The sequence below is a fragment of the Burkholderia sp. PR2 genome (assembly GCF_052372875.1).
GTDB classification, from domain to species: Bacteria; Pseudomonadota; Gammaproteobacteria; order Burkholderiales; family Burkholderiaceae; genus Burkholderia; species Burkholderia diffusa.
Genome location: NZ_JBQRWH010000001.1, coordinates 297,882 through 321,363 on the forward strand (window position 1 = coordinate 297,882; position 23,482 = coordinate 321,363).

The window sequence follows — 23,482 nt, forward strand, 5'->3', positions numbered from 1 at the left end:
CCTTGCCGGCCTTTCGAACCCCGAATTTCCTGCATGCCGAACATCGTCCGGGTTCTCCGGACACGCTCGGCACGTCGTGTCGACCTCGTTACCTGGACAGGCGCGAGCGCGCCGTGGCAGCATGCCGGGCCGTGTGCCGTGCAAACCGGCGGCACGCTTCTCCAGGAGTCCGATACCTTTGAACCAGCGTTTCAAGCGGGGCCGTGCGGCCCGGATCGGCCGTGTCCTGGCCGCGTTCGCGTGTTTGTGGATTGTCGCAGCAGTTGTGCTCGTCGGAACCGGGATGCGGATGCCGAGCGAGCCGGCCGACGTCGCGGTGATCTTCGGCAATGCGCTCGACGACGGCGGTGCGCCGAAACCGGTGCTTGCGGCGCGGCTCGATGTCGGCGTGCGCTGTTATCGTACCGGGCAGTGCCCGGCGTTCCTCGTCAGCGGCGCGATCGACGGCCCCGGGCTGAACGAGGCGACCGCGATGCGCGACTATCTGGTCGCGCGCGGCGTGCCGGCCGACCGGATCGCCGTCGACGACCAGGGCGACAACACGCTCGCGACCGCGCAGCACACGCGCGCGTACATGCAGGCGCACCGGATGTCGCGCGTGCTGATCGTCAGCCAGTATTACCACCTCGCGCGGGCGCGCCTCGCGTTCGAGCGGGTCGGCATCGCTCCCGCGAACATTTTCGCCGCGTATCCACACAGCTTCCAGTGGCGGGATATCTATTCGAGCTGGCGGGAAGTGCCCGCATACGCGATCTATGCGCTGCGCCTGTGGCTCGATCCCGATGCACGGCCCATGTCGTTCCGGCCAATGCTTTATCTGATCAGCCTGTTTTCATAACACGGCGTGCCGGCCGGGATTCGGTCGATTTTGCGGCTTTCATTTTCATTTCAAAATGCCGCCTTTGCATGGACCTGATCCGAAACTGTCGGGAAGCATGTTGAAAATCCGCGCTTTCAAATTGGCAAATGAAATGGATCCGGATTATCGAACCGACTGCCGCAGCCGTCACTTGTATTGCACCGCGAAAATCAGCCGTCTATGAGGTATCGGCATTTTCACGGATCGAGCTCGTCGGCAGCTTCGCGCCGGATTTGACGGAGTGACCGGGAGATCCGTGGAAACCCGTCACTTTGCGCATTTCATCAAGTAAAAAATACGCATTCTATTGACCCTTATCAGATAACCAAACATCGACTGGAAAACCATGTTTTTTTGATATAGCCTTGTCTGACAAAAGCAGGGGCGGTAATCAAATCAACCAGAAAGTCGCTGCATAAAAACAAGGGTCACGATCATGGCATCCGGTTAGTTTTGCATCCTCAAACGAGAATCGATTAACCAATAATTCATCCACGAATAAACCGACGTCGTTCCGCGATCGCCGGCGGGCACGCTTGCGTCCCGGATTTTCCGCTGTCGCCGGTCCGATTCAGCGTCCATGCCGATCACGAGGGGAAGCATGAACATTGCGCATTCGAAGAAGAGCGGGGAGCCGTTTCCGAGATTCCTGTTGCCGACGGGGGTTTTTCTGGCATTGTCCGGCGCGGGCATCGTTCCCGCGTACGCGACCTGCAGCACGGCAGGCACCACGGTGACCTGCTCGGGCGTCGCGAATCCGCTGGCGCCGAGCTATGCAAACAGCGCCAACAACCTGAACGTCACAGTCAATCCCGGCGCGAGCGTCGGCGTGCTGCTCGGCGTCGGCGGCACCGCGATGTCGCTGACCGGCAGCGGCGTCACGCTGACCAACAACGGCACGATCGATCCTTCGGTGCTCGGCTCGGGGCTCGGCGTGCTGTCGAGTGGCACGGTGGTCGGCAATGCGTCGGCGAGCACCACGACCGTCACCAACAACGGCACGATGATGGGCTCGACCGGCGTCGCGATCAGCGGCGTGACGGGCATGGCGCTGTCGGTCCAGAACGGCACGGGCGGCGTCTCCAGCATCACGAACACCGGCGTGATCGGCTCCACGCCGCTGGCCGGTGCGACGCTGTCCGGCGCGGACGCGCCCGTGGTTGCCGCTTACGGTGGCGGCCAGGTCAACATGTCGAACAGCGGAACGATCACCGGGCGCGTGTCGCTCGGCTCGAGCGGCACGCCCGGGCTCGGCAACACGTTCGTCAACTCCGGCACGATCAACGGCGGCGTGTCGATGGGCGCCAACAGCACGAACACGTTCACCGCGGTCACCGGCTCGTCGGTCAATACGGCGGGCGGCACGGGCGGCGCGTTCAACATCACGGTTGGCCCCTTCACGCTCGGCGTCGCGGCGACCGGCGTCGTCGACGGCGGCGCGGGCGGCAACAACACGCTGGTGCTGCAGCAGGGCGCTACGGCGAACGGCACGATCGCGGTCAACAATTACATCAACTTCAATCATCTCGACGTCACGAGCGGCAACTGGACCGTCAACGGCGCGTCGACCGCGCAGGACGCGACACTCGCGGGCGGCGTCGCAATCATCAACGACAACGCGTCGCTCGGCACGGGCACCGTCACGGCCACTGGCGGCACGCTGCAGGCGAGCACGGCCGGGCTGAACGTCGCCAACAACGTGGATCTCGGCGCGGGCGGGCTGACGGTGCAGGGCGCGACCGGGCTCACGCTGTCGGGCACGGTGACGGGTAGCGGCACACTGACGAAGAACGACGGCGGCACGCTGACGATGTCGGGTGCGAGCACGTATACGGGGGGCACGAACCTGAACGGCGGCGGCCTGGTGGTCGGCAGCAACACGGCGCTCGGCGCGGGCGCGCTGAACGTCAACGCGTCGGCGTCGCTCGACGCGAGCACGAACGTGACGCTCGGCAACGCGGTCAATCTCGCCACCGGCACGACGCTGACGATCGGTGGCAGCAACGCGCTTGCGCTGTCCGGCGCGATCGCCGGCGCCGGCGGCCTCGTGAAGGACGGCGCGGCGACGCTGACGCTGAACGGCACGAACACGTACAAGGGCGACACGACGATCAACGCCGGCACGCTCGCGCTCGGTACGGGCGGCAGCCTCGCGGCGACCGGCACGGTGAACCTGACCGGCGCGGGCGCGACGTTCGACCTGAGCGGCGCGTCGGGCGCACGGACGATCGGCGCGCTGGCGGGAGCGGCCGGCACGAACGTGAACCTGGGCAGCACTTCGCTGACGCTCAACGGCACCATCAATGCGACCTACGCGGGCACGATCGGCGGCGCGGGCAGCGTGACGCTGTCGGGCCCCGGAACGCAATCGCTGACCGGCACGAACGTCTACACCGGCGGCACGAACCTGAACGGCGGCAACCTGGCCGTCGGCAGCAACACGGCGCTGGGCTTGGGCGCGGTGAACGTCAACGGCTCGTCGACGCTCGATGCGACCGCCAACGTGTCGCTCGCGAACGGCATCAACGTCGCCACCGGCACGACGCTGACACTGGTCGGCAGCACCGATCTCGGGCTCGGCGGCACGATCTCGGGCGGCGGCGGGCTCGTGAAGAACGGCGCGGCGACGCTGACGCTGAACGCCGCGAACAACTACACGGGCGGCACGACGCTGAACGCCGGCGTCCTCGCGCTCGGCAATGCCGCGGCCCTCGGTTCCGGCACGCTGACCGTCGGCGGCGCGGCGACGCTCGATACGAACGCGAACCTGTCGATCGGCAACGCGATCGATCTCGGCGCGAGCACGGCGCTCACACTGGGCGGCAGCAACGCACTCGTGATGGGCGGCGTGATCTCCGGCACGGGTGCGCTCGTGAAGAACGGCGCGGCGACCACGACGCTGACGGGCGCGAACACGTATACAGGCGGCACGACGATCAACGCCGGCGCGCTGGCGATCGGCGCGGGCGGCAGCCTGGCGGCGACCGGCGCGATGAATCTCACGAACGCGGGCGCGGCGCTCGACCTGAGCGCTGCGACGGGGCCGCAGTCGATCGGCGCGCTGGACGGTGTGGCGGGCACGAACGTGAATCTCGGCGCCAATACGCTGACGCTGGGCGGGACGGCCGGCGGCACGTTCAGCGGTGCGATCGGCGGCACCGGCAGCCTGACGCTGGCCGGCACCGGCACGCAGACGCTGAACGGCGCAAGCACCTATTCGGGCGGCACGAACCTCAGCAGTGGCAGCCTGGTGCTCGGCAACGCCGCGGCACTCGGCACCGGCGCGCTGAACGTCGGCGGTGCGGCCACGCTCGATACGAACGCGAACCTGTCGGTCACCAACGCAGTCGATCTCGGCGCGGGCGCAACGCTGACGCTCGGCGGCAGCAACGCGCTCGGATTGAGCGGCGCGATCTCCGGCACGGGCGCGCTCGTGAAGAACGGCGCGGCGACCACGACGCTGACGGGCGCGAACACGTACACGGGCGGCACGACGATCAATGCGGGCACGCTGGCGATCGGTGCGGGCGGCAACCTGGCGGCGACCGGCGCGATGAATCTCGCGAACGCGGGCGCGACGCTCGATCTGAGCAGTGCGTCGGGTGCGCAAACGCTCGGCGCGCTGTCGGGCGTGAGCGGCACGAACGTGAATCTCGGCGCCAACGCGCTGACGCTGGGCGGGACGGGCAGCGGCACGTTCAGCGGGGCGATCGGCGGGACCGGAAGCCTGACGCTGGCGGGCACCGGCACGCAGACGCTGAACGGCGCGAGCACCTATTCGGGCGGCACGAGCCTCAACAGTGGCGGCCTGGTGCTCGGCAACGCATCGGCACTCGGTACCGGCGCGCTGAACGTCGGCGGTGCGGCCACGCTCGATACGAACGCAAACCTGTCGATGACGAATGCGGTCGCTCTCGGCACGAGCGCGACGCTGACGCTCGGCGGCAGCAAGGCGCTCGGATTGAGCGGCGCGATCTCCGGCACGGGTGCGCTCGTGAAGAACGGCGCGGCGACCACGACGCTGACGGGCGCGAACACGTACACCGGCGGCACGACGATCAACGCGGGCACGCTGGCGCTCGGGGCGGGCGGCAGCCTGGCGGCGACCGGCATGGTGAACCTCGCCGGCACCGGCGCGACGCTCGACCTGAGCGGCGCGTCGGGTGCGCAAACGCTCGGTGCGCTGTCGGGCGTGGCCGGCAGCAACGTGAGTCTCGGCGGCAACGCGCTGACGTTGGGCGGAACCGCCAGCGGCGCGTTCGGCGGGGTGATCGGCGGCACCGGCGGCCTGACGGTCGCGGGCACCGGCATTCAGACACTGACCGGCAGCAACACGTACACGGGCGGCACGACGATCGCGGCGGGTGGCACGCTTCAGCTCGGCAACGGCGGCTCGTCGGGCAGCGTGGTCGGCAACGTCGTCGACAACGGCGCGCTGATCTTCAACCGGTCCGCCAACGTGACGCTCGCGAGCGTGCTGTCCGGCACCGGCTCGCTGACCCAGGCCGGCAGCGGACAGCTGACGCTGACTGGCACCAGTACGCTGAGCGGCCCCACCACCGTCGCCGCGGGCACGCTCGCCGTCGACGGTTCGCTCGGCCAGTCGACCGTGACCGTGCAGAACGGCGCGACGCTGACGGGCACCGGCACGGTCGGCGGCCTCGTCGTGCAGAGCGGCGCGTTCGCGGCCGTGTCGCAGCCGGGCGCGGCGCTGAACGTCGCCGGCAACGTCACGTTCCAGCCGGGCTCGACGCTGCAGGTCGCGGTCACGCCGCAGCAGGCGGGCAGCGTCGCGGCGAGCGGCACGGCCACGCTGAACGGCGGCACCGTGCAGGTGCTCGCGAACCAGGCCAGCTACCAGCCGACCACGAAGTACACGATCCTCAGCGCGTCGTCGGGCGTGCAGGGCACGTTCAGTCAGGTGAATTCGAACTACGCGTTCCTGATGCCGACGCTCAGCTACGATCCGGACCACGTGTACCTGCAACTGGTCGCGAACGGCACGTCGCTGACCGATGTCGCGACGACGCCGAACCAGCGCGCGGTCGCGACCGCGATCGGTGCGCTCGGCGCGGGCAACCCGCTGTACGACACGGTGCTGACGACCGATGCGGCCACCGCGCGCCGAGCGTACGGGATGCTCGACGGCGAACTGCAGGCGAGCCTGAAGAGCATGCTGCTGCTCGACAGCCGCTACGTGCGCGATGCCGTGACCGATCGCGTGCGCCAGGGCCTCGCGCCCGGATCGGGGCCGCTCGCGGCGCTGTCGTCGGGCGGCGCCGCGCTGTGCGGCGACAACACGGCCGGTGTCACCGACCCGACGTTGCCGCCGGAACGCCGGATCGGCTCGCGGGCCGGCTGCCATGGCGGCACGCCTTATCAGCCGGTTGTCTGGGGGCAGGCATTCGGCGGCCGCAGCAGGCTCGCGGGCGACGGCAACACGTCCGCGATCAACCGCAGCATGACGGGCTTCATCGCCGGTGCCGACATGGCGCTCAACGACAAGTGGCGTGCCGGCCTGGCCGCCGGCGTCACGCACAGCTCGCTCGACAACGACCTGAGTTCGTCGGCGTCGGTCAACAGCTACTACCTGTCGCTGTACGGCGGCGCGCAGTACGGTGCGCTCGGCGTGCGCGGCGGCGCGTCGTACACGTGGTATCGGATCAACAGCGACCGCTATCCGGGCTTCGCGGGCTTCTCCGACCACGATTCGGCCGGCTACAACGCGAATTCCGCGCAGGTGTTCGGCGAAGTCGGCTACGCGCTGCCGGTCGGGCCGGTCGCGCTCGAACCGTTCGCGGGTCTTGCCTACGTGAACCTGCATACCGACGGCTATACGGAAAGCGGCGGTGCGGCCGCGCTGCGGGCCGGCGGCCAGACGACCCACGTCGGTTTCTCGACGCTCGGCGTGCGTGCCGCGTCGCAGTTCGGCACGTTCACCGCGCGCGGGACGGTCGGCTGGCGGCACGCGTTCGGCAATGTGCAGCCGTCGTCGGCGTTCACCTTCGCGAACGGTGGTACGTCGTTCGAGGTATCGGGCGTGCCGATTGCTCGCGACAGCGCGGTGCTCGAAGCGGGCATCGACGCGACCATCACGAAGCGCCTGACGCTCGGCCTCACGTTCAGCGGCCAGTACGGCAGCGGCGTGCGTGACAACGCGGTGCTCGGCAACATCCTGTGGAAGTTCTGACCGTCGCCTGATGTGCCTGTGCGCGGCCCGGTGCGGCGGCGGCAACGCCGCGGGGGCCGCGTCTTTTTCGTCGCTGCGCGCCCCCCCGGTTCTGGCCTATCCTGTGCGAAACACGCGACGCGCACCGCGCGTTGCGCCTCGACACAGGAGCATCGATGCCGAATCACGCCGAAGCCACCACGACGCAGTCGCCGCAAGTCGCGCCGGTTCCCCCGACCCAGGCGACGGGCCCCGCGTTCATCGCGCCCGAAGCCGATCCGCAGGCACTCGCACGCAACAACCAGTACGTATTGAAATCCGGCGACGCATTCGTGGTCAGCGATGCGCTCGGCGACATCGGCGGCCATGACGACGGCCTGTTCGTCGACGACATGCGCGTGCTGTCGACATGGCGTTTGACCTTCGGCGGCCGTGCGCCGTCGCTGCTGTCGGGCGCGACGAGCGCGGACAACGCGTCGTTTACCGCACACCTGACGAACCGCCCGCTGCCGCCGCTCGGCGGCCGCGAGACGCCCGAGGGCGTGATCCACATCGAACGGATGCGCGTGCTCGCGGGCGACGTGCTGCACGAAGCGCTGACGCTGACGAACTACGGCGCGAGCGAGGCCGAGGTGCCGCTGTCGCTGTCGTTCGCGGCGGATTTCAAGGACATGTTCGAAGTGCGCGGCACGCAGCGCCCGAAGCGCGGCACGGTGGCCGCGCCGCGCGTCGACGCCGGTGCAGTGCGGCTGCGTTACGACGGCCTCGACAAGGTCGAGCGCAACGTGACCGTGCATTTCTCGCCGGCACCCGACGCGCTGTCGGTCGATCGCGCCGATTACACGCTGACGATCGCCGCGCAGGCGTGCGTGTCGATCTACCTGACCGTCGACGCGACGCTCGGCCCCGCGCGCGACGGGGAAGGCCCGGGATGCGGCCGCGTCGCGCTGCGCACCGCGCTCGTCGGCGTGCATCGCGAGATGCGCTCGCGGCGCGAGGCGATGGCGCGCGTGAATACCAGCAATCCGCTGTTCGACGCATGGCTCGACCGGTCGCTCGCCGATCTCGGGCTGCTCACGACGCAGCTCGACACCGGGCCGTATCCGTATGCGGGCATTCCATGGTTCTCGACGCCGTTCGGCCGCGACGCGGTGATCACGTCGCTGCAGATGCTGTGGCTGCAGCCGTCGCTCGCGCGCGGCGTGCTGCGCTTTCTCGCGGAGCACCAGGCGCGCGAGACGTCCGCGTTCCGCGATGCGGAGCCCGGCAAGATCATGCACGAATTCCGCCGCAGCGAGATGGCTGCGACGGGCGAGGTGCCGTTCGCGCTGTATTACGGTGGCGTCGATACGACCCCGCTGTTCATCGTGCTCGCGGGGGCGTACGTCGAACACACCGGCGACGATGCGCTGATCGACGAGCTGTGGCCCGCGCTCGAGCGCGCCGCGCAGTGGGTGATCGACAAGTGCGACCGCAATCCGTACGGGCTGCTCGATTACCAGCGCACGTCGGAGCGCGGCCTCGCGAACCAGGGCTGGAAGGATAGCCACGATTCGGTGTTCCACGCGGACGGCCGCTTCCCCGACGGCCCGATCGCGCTCGTCGAAGTTCAGGCTTATGCGTGCGCGGCGCTCGATGCGATGTCGATGTGCTCGCACCGGCGCGGACACGCGGCTGACGCGACGCGCTATGCGTTGCGCGCGAAGACGCTGCGCGACCAGGTCGAGGCACTGTTCTGGATGCCGGAGTCCGAGTTCTACGGGATCGCGCTCGACGGTCACGGTGACTTGTGCCGCGTGCTGGCGTCAAACGCAGGCCATCTGCTCGCGTTCGGACTGCCCGACGCCGGGCGCGGCGCGGCGGTCGCCAGCGTGCTCGGCTCGACGCTGTTCCAGACGGGTTGGGGCATTCGCACGCTCGCGGCCGGCCAGCCGCGCTTCAATCCGATGGCCTATCACAACGGTTCGGTGTGGCCGCACGACAATGCGCTGATCGCGCGCGGGCTCGCGCGCTACGGCGACAAGACGGCCGCGGTGAACCTGCTGCGCGCGCTGTTCGAAGCCGCGGTCAGCTTCGAGATGCGGCTGCCGGAGCTGTTCTGCGGGTTCCCGCGCCGGCGCGGCGAGCCGCCGACGGCGTATCCGGTCGCATGCCTGCCGCAGGCGTGGGCGGCCGGTGCGCCGTTCATGATGCTGCAGGCGTGTCTCGGCGTGAGCGTCGACGCGGCGCGCCACGAAGTGCGTGTCGAACGCCCGACGCTGCCTGAAGGCGTCGACTGGCTGCGCATCGACGAACTGCGGGTCGGCGACGAGACCGTATCGCTGACGTTCCGGCGCGTCGACGGCCAGGTGTTCGCGGCGGCCGCGCAGCCGGGGCGGGTGAAGGTGGTCGCGGTGCTGTAATGATGCGGCAGCCTGCACGGACGTTGCGCGATGTCGCGCCACGTCCGCGCGCAGCGGCATAGAATCGTGACATGACCCTTGAACGATGGCGGAGGCACCTACGATGACGACCGATAAACGGCCCGACGACGGCGAGCAGAAGCTCGAGAATCTGGAAGCGGCGGTCGACCACCTGCACAAGTCGATCGAGTCGCAGAGCATCGCGGCTGGCGCGGCGAAGGGCATCCTGTTCAGCCTGATCGAAACGCTCGGCGCGCTGATCGGCGATCCCGACCTGCCCGAACATGCGCGCTCCGGATACGAGGCGCTGCGCGACAAGGCGAGCGAATTGCGCAGCGGGCTCGACCGGCATTGATGAACCGGCAGCGCCGGCGTCGGCCGCACGGCCTGCGCCGGTGCTGCACAATCTTGCGCGGCGCGCACAAAACCCCGTGCGCTCAATGAGTTAGCCGGCCGGTGCGCAGGATATCCACAAGCTTGCCAACACAATCTGTGGAGAACCGTCCGGCCCCCGTGCCGGTGCGCAGGGTGCGCGCCGCGAGGTCGCAAACGATGCCGCGTCATTGACCTGTCTGGCTCGATCTACTGAATCCCCTTTTGTATCAGGATGTTACGTGTCACATTGGTGGAATATCCACAGGCTTGCCAACAAAATCTGTGGATAAGTCTGACGTGATTGCTTCCTGATGGTTGATGATCCGGCGCGCGGCGGTCGTTGCGTTCAAGCTCCAGATGGCACGGGCTGCCCGATGCGTGCATCGGCGCGGTAATTCGTGCGCGATCAACGGGTTAGGCCCCGGGTACCCAGGATATCCACATCCTTGCCAACAAAATCTGTGGACAAGCAGGGCCTCATCATTCGACCGGCGCCGCGTCGGCCGCTTCCGCAACGATCCAGTCGCGAAACAGCGTCATTGCCGGCGTGAGCGGCTTCGACTTCAGCGACGTGAGCCAGTAGCCGCCCGCGCGCACGTCGATGTCGAGCGGCCGCGCGAGCAGGCCGAGCTGCAGTTCGCGCACAAACATGCTGGCCGGCGCGAGCGCGATGCCCGCGCCCTGCATCGCGGCCTCGACCATCAGTCGCGACGAATCGAACACCGGCCCGTTCACTGGCCACGGTTCGAGCTGCGCGGCGTCGAACCAGCCGAGCCATTCGTCGGTGCGGTACGAGCGCAGCAGCGTTTCGTTCGCGAGATCGGTCGGCCGTGCGAGGCGCCGCGCGATCTCCGGCGCGCACAGCGCGGTGAGCGGTGCGTCAAGCAGCCGCTCGTTGCGCGTCGCCGGCCAGTTGCCTTCCCCGAAGCGGATCGCGAAATCGAGGCCCTCGGCAGCGAGGTCGACGACGTTGTTGTTGGTCCGCAGCCGCAGCTCGACGAACGGGTGCGTGTCGCCGAAGCGCTTCAGCCGTGGCATTAGCCAGCCTATGGCAAAGGTGCCGACCGCGCCGAGCGTCAGCACCTCGTGGAAGCGTCCGCCCTCGAATTGCTTGAGCACGGTCTCGATCCGGCTGAATGCGTCGCTGAGCACCGGCAGCAGCGCGCGCCCTTCGTCGGTGAGCCCGAGGCCGCGCGGCAGCCGCGTGAACAGCGCGCAGCCGAGCCGCTCCTCGAGCGAGCGCACCTGCTGGCTCACGGCAGCCTGGGTCACGCTCAGCTCGAGGCCGGCACGCGTGAAGTTCAGGTGGCGCGCCGACGATTCGAATGCGCGCAACGCATTGAGCGGAAGATGAGGGCGGAGCTTAGTCATAAGAATTTCTTGTGTCAGCGCTCAATTATCGTTGCTTGTCAGGCAACCGTAAAGTCACGATAGTGCTGTCTCGCCGGCCGGCCGTTTCGCATCCATTCCACCACGAGAGACACGACATGACCTACTCATCGCAACGTCGAACCCTGTTGCTGGCCGCCGCGACGGCGCCGCTCGTCCTGACCGTCGCCGCGTGCGCGTCACCGCCGGCCGCGGGGCAGGACGTTTCGTCCGCGACGTCGTTTGCCGCGCTCGAGCGCGCCGCGGGCGGCCGTCTCGGCGTGTGCGCGATCGACACCGCGAGCGGCCGGCACGCGCGGCATCGCGCGGACGAACGCTTCCCGTTCTGCAGCACGTTCAAGGCGATGTTGAGCGCGGCGGTGCTCGCGCAGAGCGTCGAGCACCCGGGGCTGCTGCAGCAGCGCGTGACGATCGCGCAGTCCGATCTCGTGAACTACTCACCGGTGTCGGGCAAGCACGTCAGCACCGGGATGACCGTCGCCGAGTTGTGCGAGGCGGCGATCCAGTACAGCGACAACTCGGCCGCGAACCTGGCGATGAAGCTGATCGGCGGGCCGGCGGCGGTGACCGCGTATGCACGCTCGATCGGCGACGACACGTTCCGGCTCGATCGCTGGGAGACCGAACTGAATACCGCGTTGCCGGGCGACCTGCGCGACACGACGACGCCCGACGCGATGGCCGCGAGCATGCGCGTGCTTACGCTCGGCGACGCGCTGCCGCCCGCGCAGCGTGCGCAGCTCGTCGCGTGGCTGCGCGGCAACAAGGTCGGCGACAAGCGGATTCGCGCGGGCGTGCCGGCCGGGTGGCAGGTGGCCGACAAGACCGGCACCGGCGACTACGGGACGACGAACGATGCGGGCGTGATCTGGCCGCCGTCGCGCGCGCCGATCGTGCTCGTCGTGTACTACACGCAGGCGCGTGCCGATGCGAAGGCGAAGGACGACGTGATCGCGGCCGCCGCGCGCATCGCGCTCGCGACGTTCGCCTGAGCGGGCGGCGCGGCGTGCGTTCATCGATGGCTGGACGAAGCGATGGAGGCGCGCCGTGCCGCCGGCGTGACCGGCACGTCGAAACGTTGTGCGATCAACGACTTAGGTCACGCATGCTCAGGATATCCACATCCTTGCCAACAAAAATTGTGGACAAGCCCGCGAGCGGTCTCGTTCGTCGCGCAGCGGGCACAGCGCTCGCGTGCCGCAGGCCTGCCTGCACGGTTTGAAGCGGCACGGACAAAACCTTTCGGATCAAGCGCTTGTGCGTGGTATGCGCAGGCTATCCACACGCTTGCCAACACAATCTGTGGACAAGCGGTGTGGCGCGCGCGACATGCGGTCCGTCGCATCGCACGACGATGCGCGAACGGCACGTTGCCGGCCGCGTGACGCATTCGAAGCGACGGGGACAAAGTCTTTCGGATCAAGCGCTTGATCGCGGTATGCGCAGGCTATCCACATGCTTGCCAACACAATCTGTGGACAAGCCCGCTTGATGTTCAGCCATGCCGATCGTCGACCGAGGGCCAGCGCGCGAATGCGAAAACCCACAACATGATGAAGTTCAGGACCGGGACGAACATCGTCAGGATCCACCAGCCTGAATGCCCGGTACGCCGAACGATCCGGACATACGGATAGACGACGATCGCGACGAGCACGAGCGAGACGATCAACTGCCCTGCGGTGAAGTGTTCCATGGCCTTCCTCGGATGATGTGTCGTTGTACGATGCGGGCCGAACGGCCCGCACGCCGCGTGCGGCTCGTGTGATCCTGACGCGTCGCATGCACGCACGTCAAGCCGCGTGCAGGGCGCGCCGTTGCGCCGGATCGTCCGATTGCGCGCGTGAGCGGACCGCGCGCTGCCGCAACGGTGGCGCGGCGCATGAATCATTGGCCGATCAACGGGTTAGGCGATGCATGCGCAGGATATCCACAAGCTTGCCAACATTTTCTGTGGGTAAGTGGCGCGGCGATCGCGCCGTGTATCGAACGCGCATCGACGTGGCATCGTGATGCGAAGTGCGGCGAACCGGCGCGTGTGACGGGCGCGGTGCGCGTCGCGTCTGCATCACGCGTGCCAAAGTCCGTCGGATCAAGGGCTTAGCGTCGCGGTGCGCAGGATATCCACAAGCTTGCCAACATTTTCTGTGGAGAAGTCCGCGTGGCGATCGCGCGGCGCGGCACCGCGTGCAAACCGTGCGTCGCACCGGCTCGCGCATCGGCTCACGCGGTACACACGCCTGCCACGGCGACTTTCTGGAACAGGTGCGGGCTCGCGACGGCGGACGACGGATAAGCCGACAGTTTCGCGACGAACGCCGGATGCGTGAAGGCCGCGCGAAACGCGTCGGTCGATTCCCAGATCGCGTAGTTGAAGTAAGTCGGACTGTCGCCGAGTGCGCGATGAAGCTGGGTCGAAATGAATCCGGGCTGCCGTTTCATGAACTCGGCGTCGTCCTTCCACACGGCCAGGAAATCCGCTTCGTCGGCCGGATCCAGCGTGAAGACGTTGACGAGGACGACGGGTTGCGCGTCGATGCCGAGCTGTTGCTGGATCGGAAAGGCCGGGTCCATCGGCTTGAAACGAGGCATGGAGCACTCCTGCAAGTAATTGGGTCGATGGCGCGATCACGCCTGCCCGTTCGGCGCATGAGCGCCGGACATCGTCGACAGCACGCGAATCGCCGCATCGAGATCGGCCGAACTGAATTGGCCGGCGATGTCGCGGACATGCTGCTGCCATTGCCCGACCACCGCGTGGTAGGCCGCGGTACCGCGCGGGGTCAGCGCGTACAACGGAGAGCGCTTGTGCGTCGGGTTCGGCAGCGGTTGCACCAGCCCTTCTTCCACGAGCACGTTGATCTGTTTCAGGACGGCCTGCCGCGTGATGCCCATGGCGTCGGCGATCTGCGGGATGTTCGGGGCTTCCGGCGCCATCGAGATGGCGCCCAGCACCTGCCAGCGCGCGCTGGTCAGGCCGTGCGGCGCGGCAAAGGTATTGCCCCATTCGATCAACAGGCCGTTCAGGCGGAAGACGGACAGCGCGACGGCAGTCAGCTTGGCGGGTTTCGTCATGGTCGGGATGTGCGATAAATTGACAACCAATTTACGTAATGGGTAACTGGTTGTCAATCTTGTCGTGGATCGCCACGGCCGGGCGGGCGTGGCAGGAGAGGGGATCGGTACGCGATGTCGCGTCCGGACGTGAGCGTGTGCGGCGCGGTCTGGCGCATTCGCTGCGCACGACCGACAAACCCTTTCGGATCAATCGCTTGTCGTCGTTAGCGGCCGGTTGTCCACAAGCTTGCCAACACAATCTGTGGAAAAACCGCCCGTCGGGCGAGCGTCAGGCCGGCACGGGAAAACGCACCGTCACGGTCAGCCCGCGCCCGCCTTGCGTCGTGCCGAGCGCGACCGTCGCGCGATGCTGTTCGGCGATCCGCTTGACGATCGACAGGCCGAGCCCGCTGCCCGACGACGTGGCAGCCTGCGCGCCTTCGCCGCGATAGAAGCGCTCCCATACGTCCTTGCGCTCGGCTTCCGGAATGCCGGGGCCGTCGTCGGCGACTTCGAGCACGGGCGTCGCGCCGTCGAGGCGCGCGGACACGTCGACGCGCGCGCCGTCGCCCGCATAGCGGATCGCGTTGTCGACGAGGTTGTTCAGCAGCACGCGCAACGTGTCCATGTTGCCCGTGGCCATCACCGGCGACGCCACGATCGCGCCGAGGTCGATCCGGTGCGCATCCGCGACGCGCGTGCGGTCGGCGACCACCGAGCGGCACAGCGCGGCGAGATCGACGCTCGCGGATGCCGCGGCGGACGCCTGCGCGTCCGGTTCGAGGCGCGCGAGTGTCAGCAACTGCTCGGCGAGGTGGCCGAGGCGTGTCGTGCCGGCCTGGATCTGCGCGAGGATCTGCTCGCGCTCGTCGGCCGTCGACGCGCGCCGCAGCAATTGCGACTGGATCGACAGCCCCATGATCGGCGTGCGCAACTCGTGCGCGGCATCGGCGATGAAGTGCCGCTGCAGCGTGAACGAGCGGTCGAGCCGCGCGAGCAGGTCGTTGATCGCTTCGGCGAGCGGGCGGACCTCGTTCGGCATCGACGCGACGTCGACGGGTTCGAGATTGTTCGCATTCCTGCGCTTAAGGCCGGATGCGATCGTGCGCAGCGGCCGAAGCCCCGCGCCGATGCCGAACCACAGCCCGATCGCGAGTACGGGCAGCATCGAGAACACCGGCCACAGCAGGTGCACCGCGATGCCCGCGATCGCTTCCCAGCGCGCATGGCGCGCCTGCGCGAGCCGGATCGTCGTGCCGCCGCGTTCGGTCACGTAGGTGCGCCACGGCTGGCCGCCGACGTCGACGCTCCCGATGCCCGTCTGCGCGGGCGGCGGCAGCTCGGACTTGCGATCGGTCGAGTAAACCAGCGTGCCGTTGCGCCAGACCTGCAGCAGCACCGCGTCGGGATCGCTGGCCTCGAATTCGTGCTTGCCGTCGCCGTGATTGCGGAACGACAGTTCGCCGTCCGGGCCGACGACGATCTGCTTCGACATGCTGCGCATCTGGTCGTCGAGGAGATCGTCGAGCTCGCGCAGCGCGCCCCAGTAGGTGCCCGCACTCGCGACCAGCCCGATCACGCACGCGGCCGGCAGCAGCCACATCAACAGGCGCCGCCGCAGCGATGCGCTGCGCCAGCGCGCGATCGCGTGTTGCAGACGCGTCATGCGCCGTCACCGATCCGGTAGCCGACGCCGCGCACCGTGCGGATCATGTCGTGGCCGAGTTTCTTGCGCAGGTTGTGGATGTGCACCTGCACCGCGTTGCTCTCGATTTCCTCGCCCCAGCTGTACAGCCGTTCCTCGAACTGTTCGCGCGAGATCACCGCGCCGGGGTCGCGCATCAGTTCTTGCAGCAGCACGAATTCCTTCGGCGACAGCGTCACTTCGTCGTCGTTGAGCCACACCAGGTGCTTGACGGGATCGAGACGCAGCGGGCCGATCGCGAGCGTCGTCTGCGCGCGCCCCGCGTGGCGGCGGTTGACCGCGCGAATGCGCGCGAGCAGTTCCTCGAGCACGAACGGCTTGACGAGGTAGTCGTCGGCGCCGCTGTCGAGGCCTGCGATGCGGTCCGGCACGCCGTCGCGCGCGGTGATGATGATCGCGGGCAGGGTTTCGTCGCGGCGGCGCAGCGACGCGAGCACCGACAGGCCGTCACGGTTCGGCAGCCCGAGATCGAGCAGCAGCAGGCCGTAGCCGGTCGAGCGCAGCGCGAGCGTCGCGGCGTCGCCGTCCTTGACCCAGTCGACCGCGAAGCCTTCCTGTTTGAGGCCCTGTTCGAGCCCGCTGCCGATCAGCGGATCGTCCTCGACGAGCAGTACGCGCATGGATTCGTGTCTGTTGGCGGGCGTGGCGCCCGGGGTTCCCATGATAAGCGCAGGTGCCTTAGGCCGAGCTTAAACACGGGCGCTTCCGTGCGTTCGCGCACCGAAACGCCGCGACGGCATGCCGCGGGGGACGACCTTCAGGTTTGCTTAATCTTACGCTCCGTAATCTCGGGCCGTCGCGTTCAACGGGAGCGCGACGTACTCGAACAACTGGAGGAACGAGATCATGAAACACCTGACGAGAATCCTGGCGGTCGCGCTTGCCGTGCTGCCCGCCGCCGTCTACGCGGAATACACGGGGCCGTCCACGCTGACCACGACGACCGTGAAGGAACTGCTCGCGAACGGCAAGGACGACCAGCACGTGCAACTCCAGGGGCGCATCGTCAAGCATACCGGCGGCGAGGACTACGAGTTCGCCGATGCAACCGGCACGATCCGCGTCGAGATCGACAAAAAGCTGTGGGCGGCCGGCCAGCCCGTCAGCGACAAGAGCGAAGTGAAGCTGACCGGCGAGTTCGAGCGCAAGTGGTCGGGCAAGGTGAAGGTCGACGCCGATCACGTCGAAGTGCTGCGCTGACCGCTGCACCGGTGCACACGGGGCCGGTGATACCATGGACGATCGGTTCCCGTTCTCACCAAGATGGCTGCCAATTTCGATGAACTCGCGTCCCTGATCCGGGCGCAATTTTCCGAACTGAGCCCGCAATTCCAGGCGGGCGCTGCATTTCTGCTCGATCATCCCGACGAGGTTGCCACCTCGTCGATGCGCAAGGTCGCGCAGCGCGCGCAGGTTCAACCCGCGTCGCTCGTGCGGCTCGCGCAGCAATTCGGTTTCCCCGGCTGGAACGAGCTGCGCGACCTGTGCGTCGCGCGCGTGCGCACGCGTCCCGAGCCGCTCACGCAGCGAGCGCGTTCGCTCGTGCGGCCCGACGCGAAGGCGTCGCTCGCGCACGACCTGCTTGCCGCGCAGCAGCACAATCTCGCCGCCACCTCCGCCCAGAACGAGCACGCGCTCGCCGACGCCGCGAAGCTGATCCGCAAGGCGTCGCACGTGCACGTCGCGGGGTTCCGGTCGTGCTATCCGGTCGCGTTCGGATTCGTGTACGGCTACCGGCTGTTCCGGCCGACCGTGTCGTTGCTCAACGGCGTCGCCGGCTCGCTCGAGATGGAGCTGCGCACGATCGCGAAGCAGAGCGTGACGGTGATCATCAGTTTCGCGCCGTATTCCGCGGAAGCGACGCGTGTCGCGCAGGCGGCGAAGGCGCAGGGCAGCAAGATCGTCGCGATCACCGACAGCGCGGTGTCGCCGATCGCGCTGCATGCGGACGCGCAGCTGATCTTCACGCACGACAGCCCGTCGTTCTTTCCGTCGCTGGTCGCCGCGCATGCGATGGCCGAGGCGCTGGTCGCGCAGTTGCTGGCGCTGGAAGGCAGCGATGCGATCACGGCGCTCGAGCGCACGGAAGCGGAACTGCATGCGAAGGGCGCCTACGTGGTGTAGCCGCGCGCGGGTCCGGCCGTCTTGCCATCTCCCGTTTTCTTCCTGATTCGACGTAACCGATGACGCTCACCTACGACGTGACCGACGCCGGCGACGCGAACGTCCGCAAGCAGATCGCGGCGCCGCTCGTCCGGTTCAACGAAAGCCAGGCCGGCCCGATCGATTTCCGGCCGCTGGCCGTGCGCGTGACCGACGCCGACGGCACGGTCGTGGGCGGCCTGTGGGGCAGCACGGCGTTCGGCTGGCTGCATGTCGACCTGCTCGTCGTGCCCGATGCGGCGCGCGGCCAGGGGGCCGGCTCGCGCATCATGGATCTCGCCGAGGCGGAAGCCGTCGCGCGCGGCTGTCACGGCGCGTGGCTCGACACGTTCGACTTTCAGGCGCGGCCGTTCTACGAGAAGCGCGGCTATGTCCGTTTCGGCGAGCTGCCGGATTACCCGACCGGGCATGCGCGCATTTTCCTGACGAAGACGCTCGGTCCCCGCGCGGCGGCGTGACCGGCGGCACACCGCGCCGCGCGCGAGGCCCCGGCATCCACATCGATATTTCAGCGCGCCCTGAACCGTCGCGGTACCGCGCGCGCGTATGCTGACGTCTCCATTCCGAGGAGACTTCGATGTCCGATTCCAACGTGCAGTTTCGCCAAGCCGAAACCTTCCGCGCGCTGCACACGCGGCCCGGCGCCTTCATCATCCCGAACCCGTGGGATGCCGGTTCCGCCCGGCTGCTCGCGATGGCCGGCTTCGAAGCGCTTGCCACCACGAGCGCCGGCTTCGCCTTTTCGAGAGGGCGGCCCGACAACGCGATCGATCGCGACGAAATGCTCGACCACATCGCCGAGATCGTCGCCGCGGGCGGCCTGCCGGTCAGCGCCGATCTCGAGAACGGCTTCGGCGACGCGCCTGACACGGTCGCCGAGACGATTCGCCTGGCGGCCGACGCCGGCGCGGTGGGCGGCTCGATCGAGGATGCGACCGGCCGTGCCGACGCGCCGATCTACCCGCACGACGTGGCGGTCGAGCGCATCGCGGCGGCGGTCGACGCGGCGCGCTCGCTCCGGTTTCCGTTCACGCTGACCGCGCGCTGTGAAAACTACCTGCACGGCCGCTCCGACCTTGCCGACACGATCGCGCGGCTGGTCGCATACCGCGACGCGGGCGCCGACGTGCTCTACGCACCCGGCGTGACCGATCCCGACGAGATCGCGGCGGTCACGCGCGCGGTCGGCGCGCCGGTCAACGTCGTGATGGGGCTGCAGGGCGGGTTGCTGAGCCTCGAGGCGCTCGCGGCGCTCGGCGTGAAGCGCGTCAGCGTCGGCGGCGCGCTGGCGCGGGCCGCATTCGGCGCGTTCCTGCGCGCTGCAACGGAAATGGCGCGCGACGGCACGTTCACGTTTACGCAAGCGGCGGTGCCGGGACGCGACCTCAATCGCTGGTTTTCGGCGCCGGACAATTCGCCCGTGCGGTTCGAACAATGAGCGCCGATAAAACGTGGGAACGTTTCCAGCCGGAAACCGATTGACAGTAATCAATCGAAACCACCGCCGATTTGAAGTTCGATGACGGCGCGAAATTCATCGTTTATTCTCTGCACTCCGGTTGTTTGACCATAATCGGCGCGCAAGCCGCGCCGATTATGGTGTCAGAAGCCCGCCACGCGAATCGGTGCCGCGTAGTGTTGCGATTTTCAGGTCGATGTTTTCGGGTATTCGGGAGTTGCCGGTTATTTATTGGATTGGTAATCTGCCGCGTATCCGAATGACCTGTCAGCGGGCCGCCGGAAAATGAATATATAAAAAATCGAGAGAGCGATGAAAATCCGAGAAAATCACAGCAACGGCTTTCGCGTCGGCGATGTCGTGACGCTGAAAACCGGTGGGCCGCGAATGACCGTCACCTATGCCGGGCCGGTCGTGTTCGACGATGCCGACTGGCTGATCTGCCAGTGGTTCGACGACGGCGGCCGCTTCCGGCAGGAAATGTTTCATCACGAAACGGTGGTGCCCGAACCGCGTGCGATTTCCGCCGGGCGCGTCCGCCTGCGCATGCAGGCGCACCGCTACCGGTCGGCAGCCTGACGCCACGTCCGTCACGGCGCCGCGTCGCTTGCCGCCCGTGGGTTGCTGCGTCGCAGCACTCCGCGGTGCCGGCATGAGCATGAGCGCGACATCCGCGACATTTCACGTCAACCTGAAACATGCGGCGGCCCGGCGCGCCGATACTGCACGCATGAACCCGACCAATCCGATTGCCGCGGTCACGCACCGCGATCCCTACCCTTACTACTCGACGCTCGTCGACGGGCCGCCGCTCGCGTTCGACGCCTCGCTCGGCCTGTGGGTCGCGAGCCGGGCGGCGAGCGTGACGGCCGTGCTCGGCCACCCGGCGTGCCGCGTCAGGCCGCTCGACGCGCCGGTACCGCCCGCATTGCGTGGGACGACGGCGGGCGCGCTGTTCGGCGAACTGGTGCGCATGAACGACGGCGCATTGCGGCACGACGTGCCGAAGCAGGCGCTGCGCGCGGCGTTCGCGCCGATCGACGTCGACGCATTGCGCGAGCGGGCCGCGCAACTCGCCGGCAGCCGGTTGCGCATGCCGTACGACGCGGATGCACTGAACGCGTGGTGCCTGACGGTGCCCGTTTGCGCGGTCGCCGATCTGCTCGGCTTCGACGACACGCAGCTCGACGAAATCGCCGCGCTGGTCGTCGACTTCGTCGCCGCGCTGTCGCCGCTGTCGGACGACGCGGCACTGGCCCGCGCGAGCGAGGCCGCGCGGCAACTGCTCGACCGGATGACGGAGCGTGTCGCGCGCACACGCGCGCAGGACGGCTCATGGGTCGCGGCGATTCAGCAGGCGGCCGGTGCCGCGGGTTGGCACGCGAGCGGCGCGCTCGTCGCGAATCTCGTCGGGTTGCTGTCGCAGACGTGCGAGGCGACGGCCGCGTGGCTCGGCAATGTGCTGGTCGCGTGGGACGCAACCGGTGCCGAGCGCACGCTGCCGGATGCCGCGATGCTCGAGGCATTCGTCGCCGAGGTCGGCCGATTCGATTCGCCGGTGCAGAACACGCGCCGCTTCGTCGCGTCGCGCACGACGATCGAAGGCGTGACCGTCGATGCCGGTGCGGCCATCCTGGTCGTGCTCGCGGCGGCGAACCGCGATCCGGCCGTGCACCGCGAGCCGGACCGATTGCTGCCGGGCCGCGCGCCGGGGCCGAACTTCGGGTTCGGCACGGGGCCGCACGGCTGCCCGGGCGAGCGGATCGCGCGGGCGGTGACGGCGGGGGCGTTCGGGGCGTGGCTGCGCGCGGGCGGTGAGGCGCCGCGCGAGAGGCTGGTGTGGGACTACCGGGCCTCGACCAACGTCAGGATGCCGAAGTTCGGCACGGCGAGGTAAGGCAAAGTAAAGGGAACAGAGGGACTGCCTAGCGGCAACCTTGCTTCTCGGCCCATTGCTCCTGGGCGGCGACGCGGCGCTGCACGCGTTCGACGAGGCCGGTCGAGAAAGTCCGCATGCTGATGCCGCGGCGCTTCGCGAGGATGGCTTGCGCGACGTCGGTTTGCGGGTTCGGCTGGCATGCCCAGTAGAGCGTCATCAGCCAGCCGATGCCCGTCCACGCGAACAGGGCGTTGAACATTGCGATCGTCAGCCTGTCGTGCCGGCCGCGCCGGTCGGCGACGATGGCCGGAAGAAAATAGAGCGCGATCGCCGCGACCGAGCCGGCCATCTGAATCAGGACTGCGTGTTCCATGTTGCTGCTCCATCCGAGAACTGCAATGTGGCCGATTGTCGCGCTTTTTCCGTTCGTGTGCCGGCAATTGATTGTTGCGTTTTTAATGACGATCAGCGCGCGGCGACGTCCTCCGGTTGCACTTCGTTGCACAACGCGAAACCTTCGTCGAGCCAGCCGGTGACTCCGCCGATCATCAGCTTCACCGGGCGGCCCAGGCGCGCGAGCCGGATCGCCGCGCGCGCGGCACCGTTGCAGTGCGGGCCGGCGCAGTAGACGACTAACAGCGTGTCGGCCGGGTGGTCGGCGAGCTTGCCGGCGACGATCTTGCGGTGCGGCAGGTTGCGCGCGCCGGGCACGTGGCCGGCGGCAAACTCCTCCGGACCCCGGACGTCGAGCAGCACGAAATCGGGCGAGCCGGACGCAAGCGCGTCGTGCACGTCCCAGCAATCGGTCTCGAAGCTCAGCGAGGCTTCGAAGTGCGCGAGGGCGGCGGCGCTGTCGGCGGCGGGGACGTCGGTGACGTAAGACATGAAACGCGCTCCTGAAAGACGGCGCGGAATGCGCCGGGATGAAGGGCAGTATCGCGGTTCGGCGGCCATCGCGGCAGTGGCGCGATCGACAAGTTCCGGTAACATCGCGCCATGCACAATCATCTCGTCGTCGCGCTCGCCTACGATCGCCTCTGCACCTTCGAATTCGGCTGCGTGGTCGAACTGTTCGCGCTCGAACGCCCGGAACTCGGCGTCGACTGGTATCGCTTCGCCGTCTGCGCGAGCGAGCCGGGCCCCGTGCGCGCGGCGGGCGGCATCACGGTCGCCGCGCCGTACCGGCTCGCGATGCTCGATCGCGCGGACACCATCGTGATTCCCGGCTGGCGCGATCCGGACGAACCGCCGCCGGAACCGCTGCTGAAGAAGCTGCGTGCCGCGCATCGCCGCGGCGCGCGGCTCTGTTCGATCTGCTCGGGCGTGTTCGTGCTCGCGGCGGCTGGCGTGCTCGACGGGCTCACCGTCACGACGCACTGGCGCTACGCCGAGCGCCTGCAGGCGCGCTATCCGGCGCTGCGCGTGAATCCCGACGCGCTGTACGTCGACGAAGGGCAGATCGTCACGTCGGCCGGCTCGGCGGCGGGGCTCGACATGCTGCTGCATCTCGTGCGCCGCGACCACGGCGGTGCGATTGCGAACCAGGTCGCGCAGCGCCTCGTGCTGCCGCCGCATCGCGACGGCGGCCAGGCGCAGTTCGTGCCGCGACCGGTCGCACCGGGCGGCAGCGACCGGCTCGCGAAGCTGATCGACTGGATGCGCGCGCATGCGGCCGAGCCGCACACGCTCGCGTCGCTGGCCGCGCAGGCGGCGATGAGCACGCGCACGCTGCAGCGGCAGTTCGCGGACGCGACGGGGATGTCGCCGCTCGCGTGGCTGATCCGCGAGCGCGTGAACGTCGCGAAGGACATGCTCGAAGCGCATCCCGGGATGTCGCTCGCGCAGATTGCCGCGCGCGCGGGGTTCGGTTCCGAGGAGTCGTTGCGCCGGCACTTCCGGCGCGTCGCGGCGACGAGCCCTGCCGCGTACCGGCGCGGGATGGATCGCGGCGTGAGGCCCGCGGACGCGTGAGCGTCGCGCCTTGCTTCGCTACATCAGCGCCCTGCCGCCGTTCACTTCCTGCTG

The 23,482-nt window shown here is 68.2% G+C and carries 20 protein-coding genes; 12 read left to right on the forward strand and 8 right to left on the reverse strand.

Going from position 1 to position 23,482, the window contains the following annotated elements:
• The first annotated feature begins 178 nt into the window (after positions 1 to 178).
• The 4 genes from ACT2FV_RS01310 (at position 179) to ACT2FV_RS01325 (ending at position 9,785) form a co-directional block, all read left to right on the forward strand.
• A complete protein-coding gene (locus ACT2FV_RS01310) occupies positions 179 to 838 on the forward strand; it encodes a YdcF family protein (protein ID WP_444503019.1) in 660 nt (219 codons plus the stop codon).
• A 622-nt stretch (positions 839 to 1,460) separates the two neighbouring features.
• Positions 1,461 to 7,049 carry an autotransporter domain-containing protein gene (locus tag ACT2FV_RS01315; protein ID WP_444503020.1) on the forward strand — a complete coding sequence of 1,863 codons (5,589 nt, stop codon included), beginning with the start codon at positions 1,461 to 1,463 and terminating at the stop codon, positions 7,047 to 7,049.
• 155 nt (positions 7,050 to 7,204) lie between these two features.
• The gene (locus ACT2FV_RS01320; RefSeq protein WP_444503021.1) at positions 7,205 to 9,430 is read left to right on the forward strand and encodes an amylo-alpha-1,6-glucosidase; all 2,226 of its coding nucleotides are present in this window, start codon (positions 7,205 to 7,207) and stop codon (positions 9,428 to 9,430) included.
• A 103-nt stretch (positions 9,431 to 9,533) separates the two neighbouring features.
• A complete protein-coding gene (locus ACT2FV_RS01325; RefSeq protein ID WP_059600328.1) occupies positions 9,534 to 9,785 on the forward strand; it encodes a hypothetical protein in 252 nt (83 codons plus the stop codon).
• A gap of 500 nt (positions 9,786 to 10,285) precedes the next feature.
• Here the strand turns inward: ACT2FV_RS01325 and penR are convergent, their stop codons facing one another.
• Positions 10,286 to 11,176 (reverse strand): beta-lactamase transcriptional regulator PenR, encoded by an 891-nt coding sequence (gene penR, locus ACT2FV_RS01330; protein WP_444503022.1) that lies wholly within the window; start codon positions 11,174 to 11,176, stop codon positions 10,286 to 10,288.
• Positions 11,177 to 11,292: 116 nt separating this feature from the next.
• On the opposite strand from penR, the gene blaPEN-bcc reads away from it, so the two are divergent.
• Complete coding sequence (gene blaPEN-bcc, locus ACT2FV_RS01335) at positions 11,293 to 12,186, forward strand: PEN family class A beta-lactamase, Bcc-type (RefSeq protein ID WP_444503023.1); 894 nt, start codon at positions 11,293 to 11,295, stop codon at positions 12,184 to 12,186.
• Positions 12,187 to 12,689: 503 nt separating this feature from the next.
• Here the strand turns inward: blaPEN-bcc and ACT2FV_RS01340 are convergent.
• The 5 genes from ACT2FV_RS01340 to ACT2FV_RS01360 all read right to left on the reverse strand — a co-directional run bounded on the left by ACT2FV_RS01340 (position 12,690) and on the right by ACT2FV_RS01360 (position 16,576).
• Positions 12,690 to 12,890, reverse strand: coding sequence for a DUF805 domain-containing protein (locus ACT2FV_RS01340; protein ID WP_044847905.1), 201 nt, complete (start codon positions 12,888 to 12,890; stop codon positions 12,690 to 12,692).
• 527 nt (positions 12,891 to 13,417) lie between these two features.
• Entirely contained in the window at positions 13,418 to 13,786 is a 369-nt protein-coding gene (locus ACT2FV_RS01345; protein ID WP_059600158.1) for an antibiotic biosynthesis monooxygenase family protein, read from the reverse strand.
• 36 nt (positions 13,787 to 13,822) lie between these two features.
• Complete coding sequence (locus ACT2FV_RS01350) at positions 13,823 to 14,269, reverse strand: MarR family winged helix-turn-helix transcriptional regulator (RefSeq protein WP_444503887.1); 447 nt, start codon at positions 14,267 to 14,269, stop codon at positions 13,823 to 13,825.
• 271 nt (positions 14,270 to 14,540) lie between these two features.
• Positions 14,541 to 15,917, reverse strand: coding sequence for an ATP-binding protein (locus tag ACT2FV_RS01355; protein WP_174919748.1), 1,377 nt, complete (start codon positions 15,915 to 15,917; stop codon positions 14,541 to 14,543).
• Positions 15,914 to 16,576 (reverse strand): response regulator, encoded by a 663-nt coding sequence (locus ACT2FV_RS01360; protein WP_059685844.1) that lies wholly within the window; start codon positions 16,574 to 16,576, stop codon positions 15,914 to 15,916. Before ACT2FV_RS01360 ends, ACT2FV_RS01355 begins: the two co-directional genes overlap by 4 nt.
• Before the next feature lie 226 nt (positions 16,577 to 16,802).
• Here ACT2FV_RS01360 and ACT2FV_RS01365 point away from each other — a divergent pair, with 226 nt between their 5' ends.
• From ACT2FV_RS01365 to ACT2FV_RS01390, 6 genes are all read left to right on the forward strand, one after another.
• Positions 16,803 to 17,156 (forward strand): YgiW/YdeI family stress tolerance OB fold protein, encoded by a 354-nt coding sequence (locus ACT2FV_RS01365; protein WP_124621929.1) that lies wholly within the window; start codon positions 16,803 to 16,805, stop codon positions 17,154 to 17,156.
• Positions 17,157 to 17,219: 63 nt separating this feature from the next.
• Entirely contained in the window at positions 17,220 to 18,080 is an 861-nt protein-coding gene (locus ACT2FV_RS01370) for a MurR/RpiR family transcriptional regulator (RefSeq protein WP_151052200.1), read from the forward strand.
• 59 nt (positions 18,081 to 18,139) lie between these two features.
• Entirely contained in the window at positions 18,140 to 18,577 is a 438-nt protein-coding gene (locus tag ACT2FV_RS01375; protein ID WP_444503024.1) for a GNAT family N-acetyltransferase, read from the forward strand.
• Positions 18,578 to 18,696: 119 nt separating this feature from the next.
• The gene (locus ACT2FV_RS01380; protein WP_124901197.1) at positions 18,697 to 19,557 is read left to right on the forward strand and encodes an isocitrate lyase/PEP mutase family protein; all 861 of its coding nucleotides are present in this window, start codon (positions 18,697 to 18,699) and stop codon (positions 19,555 to 19,557) included.
• A gap of 333 nt (positions 19,558 to 19,890) precedes the next feature.
• Positions 19,891 to 20,157 carry a YodC family protein gene (locus ACT2FV_RS01385; RefSeq protein WP_059600151.1) on the forward strand — a complete coding sequence of 89 codons (267 nt, stop codon included), beginning with the start codon at positions 19,891 to 19,893 and terminating at the stop codon, positions 20,155 to 20,157.
• A 151-nt stretch (positions 20,158 to 20,308) separates the two neighbouring features.
• Positions 20,309 to 21,475, forward strand: coding sequence for a cytochrome P450 (locus ACT2FV_RS01390; protein ID WP_174906462.1), 1,167 nt, complete (start codon positions 20,309 to 20,311; stop codon positions 21,473 to 21,475).
• Positions 21,476 to 21,503: 28 nt separating this feature from the next.
• On the opposite strand, the gene ACT2FV_RS01395 is transcribed toward ACT2FV_RS01390, so the two are convergent.
• Both ACT2FV_RS01395 and ACT2FV_RS01400 read right to left on the reverse strand, forming a co-directional pair.
• On the reverse strand, positions 21,504 to 21,830 hold the full coding sequence (locus ACT2FV_RS01395) for a superinfection immunity protein (protein ID WP_059600150.1): 327 nt from the start codon (positions 21,828 to 21,830) through the stop codon (positions 21,504 to 21,506).
• A gap of 92 nt (positions 21,831 to 21,922) precedes the next feature.
• On the reverse strand, positions 21,923 to 22,342 hold the full coding sequence (locus ACT2FV_RS01400) for a rhodanese-like domain-containing protein (RefSeq protein WP_444503025.1): 420 nt from the start codon (positions 22,340 to 22,342) through the stop codon (positions 21,923 to 21,925).
• A gap of 111 nt (positions 22,343 to 22,453) precedes the next feature.
• On the opposite strand from ACT2FV_RS01400, the gene ftrA reads away from it, so the two are divergent.
• Positions 22,454 to 23,428 (forward strand): transcriptional regulator FtrA, encoded by a 975-nt coding sequence (gene ftrA, locus ACT2FV_RS01405; RefSeq protein WP_444503026.1) that lies wholly within the window; start codon positions 22,454 to 22,456, stop codon positions 23,426 to 23,428.
• Positions 23,429 to 23,482 lie beyond the last annotated feature (54 nt).

Excerpts from the sequence above, each read along its gene's own strand:
- ACT2FV_RS01315 (WP_444503020.1), top strand. The coding sequence starts at position 1,461 with ATGAACATTGCGCATTCGAAGAAGAGCGGGGAGCCGTTTCCGAGATTC.
- ACT2FV_RS01320 (WP_444503021.1), top strand. The coding sequence starts at position 7,205 with ATGCCGAATCACGCCGAAGCCACCACGACGCAGTCGCCGCAAGTCGCG.
- ACT2FV_RS01325 (WP_059600328.1), top strand. The coding sequence starts at position 9,534 with ATGACGACCGATAAACGGCCCGACGACGGCGAGCAGAAGCTCGAGAAT.
- penR (WP_444503022.1), bottom strand. The coding sequence starts at position 11,176 with ATGACTAAGCTCCGCCCTCATCTTCCGCTCAATGCGTTGCGCGCATTC.
- blaPEN-bcc (WP_444503023.1), top strand. The coding sequence starts at position 11,293 with ATGACCTACTCATCGCAACGTCGAACCCTGTTGCTGGCCGCCGCGACG.
- ACT2FV_RS01340 (WP_044847905.1), bottom strand. The coding sequence starts at position 12,890 with ATGGAACACTTCACCGCAGGGCAGTTGATCGTCTCGCTCGTGCTCGTC.
- ACT2FV_RS01345 (WP_059600158.1), bottom strand. The coding sequence starts at position 13,786 with ATGCCTCGTTTCAAGCCGATGGACCCGGCCTTTCCGATCCAGCAACAG.
- ACT2FV_RS01350 (WP_444503887.1), bottom strand. The coding sequence starts at position 14,269 with ATGACGAAACCCGCCAAGCTGACTGCCGTCGCGCTGTCCGTCTTCCGC.
- ACT2FV_RS01355 (WP_174919748.1), bottom strand. The coding sequence starts at position 15,917 with ATGACGCGTCTGCAACACGCGATCGCGCGCTGGCGCAGCGCATCGCTG.
- ACT2FV_RS01360 (WP_059685844.1), bottom strand. The coding sequence starts at position 16,576 with ATGCGCGTACTGCTCGTCGAGGACGATCCGCTGATCGGCAGCGGGCTC.
- ACT2FV_RS01365 (WP_124621929.1), top strand. The coding sequence starts at position 16,803 with ATGAAACACCTGACGAGAATCCTGGCGGTCGCGCTTGCCGTGCTGCCC.
- ACT2FV_RS01370 (WP_151052200.1), top strand. The coding sequence starts at position 17,220 with ATGGCTGCCAATTTCGATGAACTCGCGTCCCTGATCCGGGCGCAATTT.
- ACT2FV_RS01375 (WP_444503024.1), top strand. The coding sequence starts at position 18,140 with ATGACGCTCACCTACGACGTGACCGACGCCGGCGACGCGAACGTCCGC.
- ACT2FV_RS01380 (WP_124901197.1), top strand. The coding sequence starts at position 18,697 with ATGTCCGATTCCAACGTGCAGTTTCGCCAAGCCGAAACCTTCCGCGCG.
- ACT2FV_RS01385 (WP_059600151.1), top strand. The coding sequence starts at position 19,891 with ATGAAAATCCGAGAAAATCACAGCAACGGCTTTCGCGTCGGCGATGTC.
- ACT2FV_RS01390 (WP_174906462.1), top strand. The coding sequence starts at position 20,309 with ATGAACCCGACCAATCCGATTGCCGCGGTCACGCACCGCGATCCCTAC.
- ACT2FV_RS01395 (WP_059600150.1), bottom strand. The coding sequence starts at position 21,830 with ATGGAACACGCAGTCCTGATTCAGATGGCCGGCTCGGTCGCGGCGATC.
- ACT2FV_RS01400 (WP_444503025.1), bottom strand. The coding sequence starts at position 22,342 with ATGTCTTACGTCACCGACGTCCCCGCCGCCGACAGCGCCGCCGCCCTC.
- ftrA (WP_444503026.1), top strand. The coding sequence starts at position 22,454 with ATGCACAATCATCTCGTCGTCGCGCTCGCCTACGATCGCCTCTGCACC.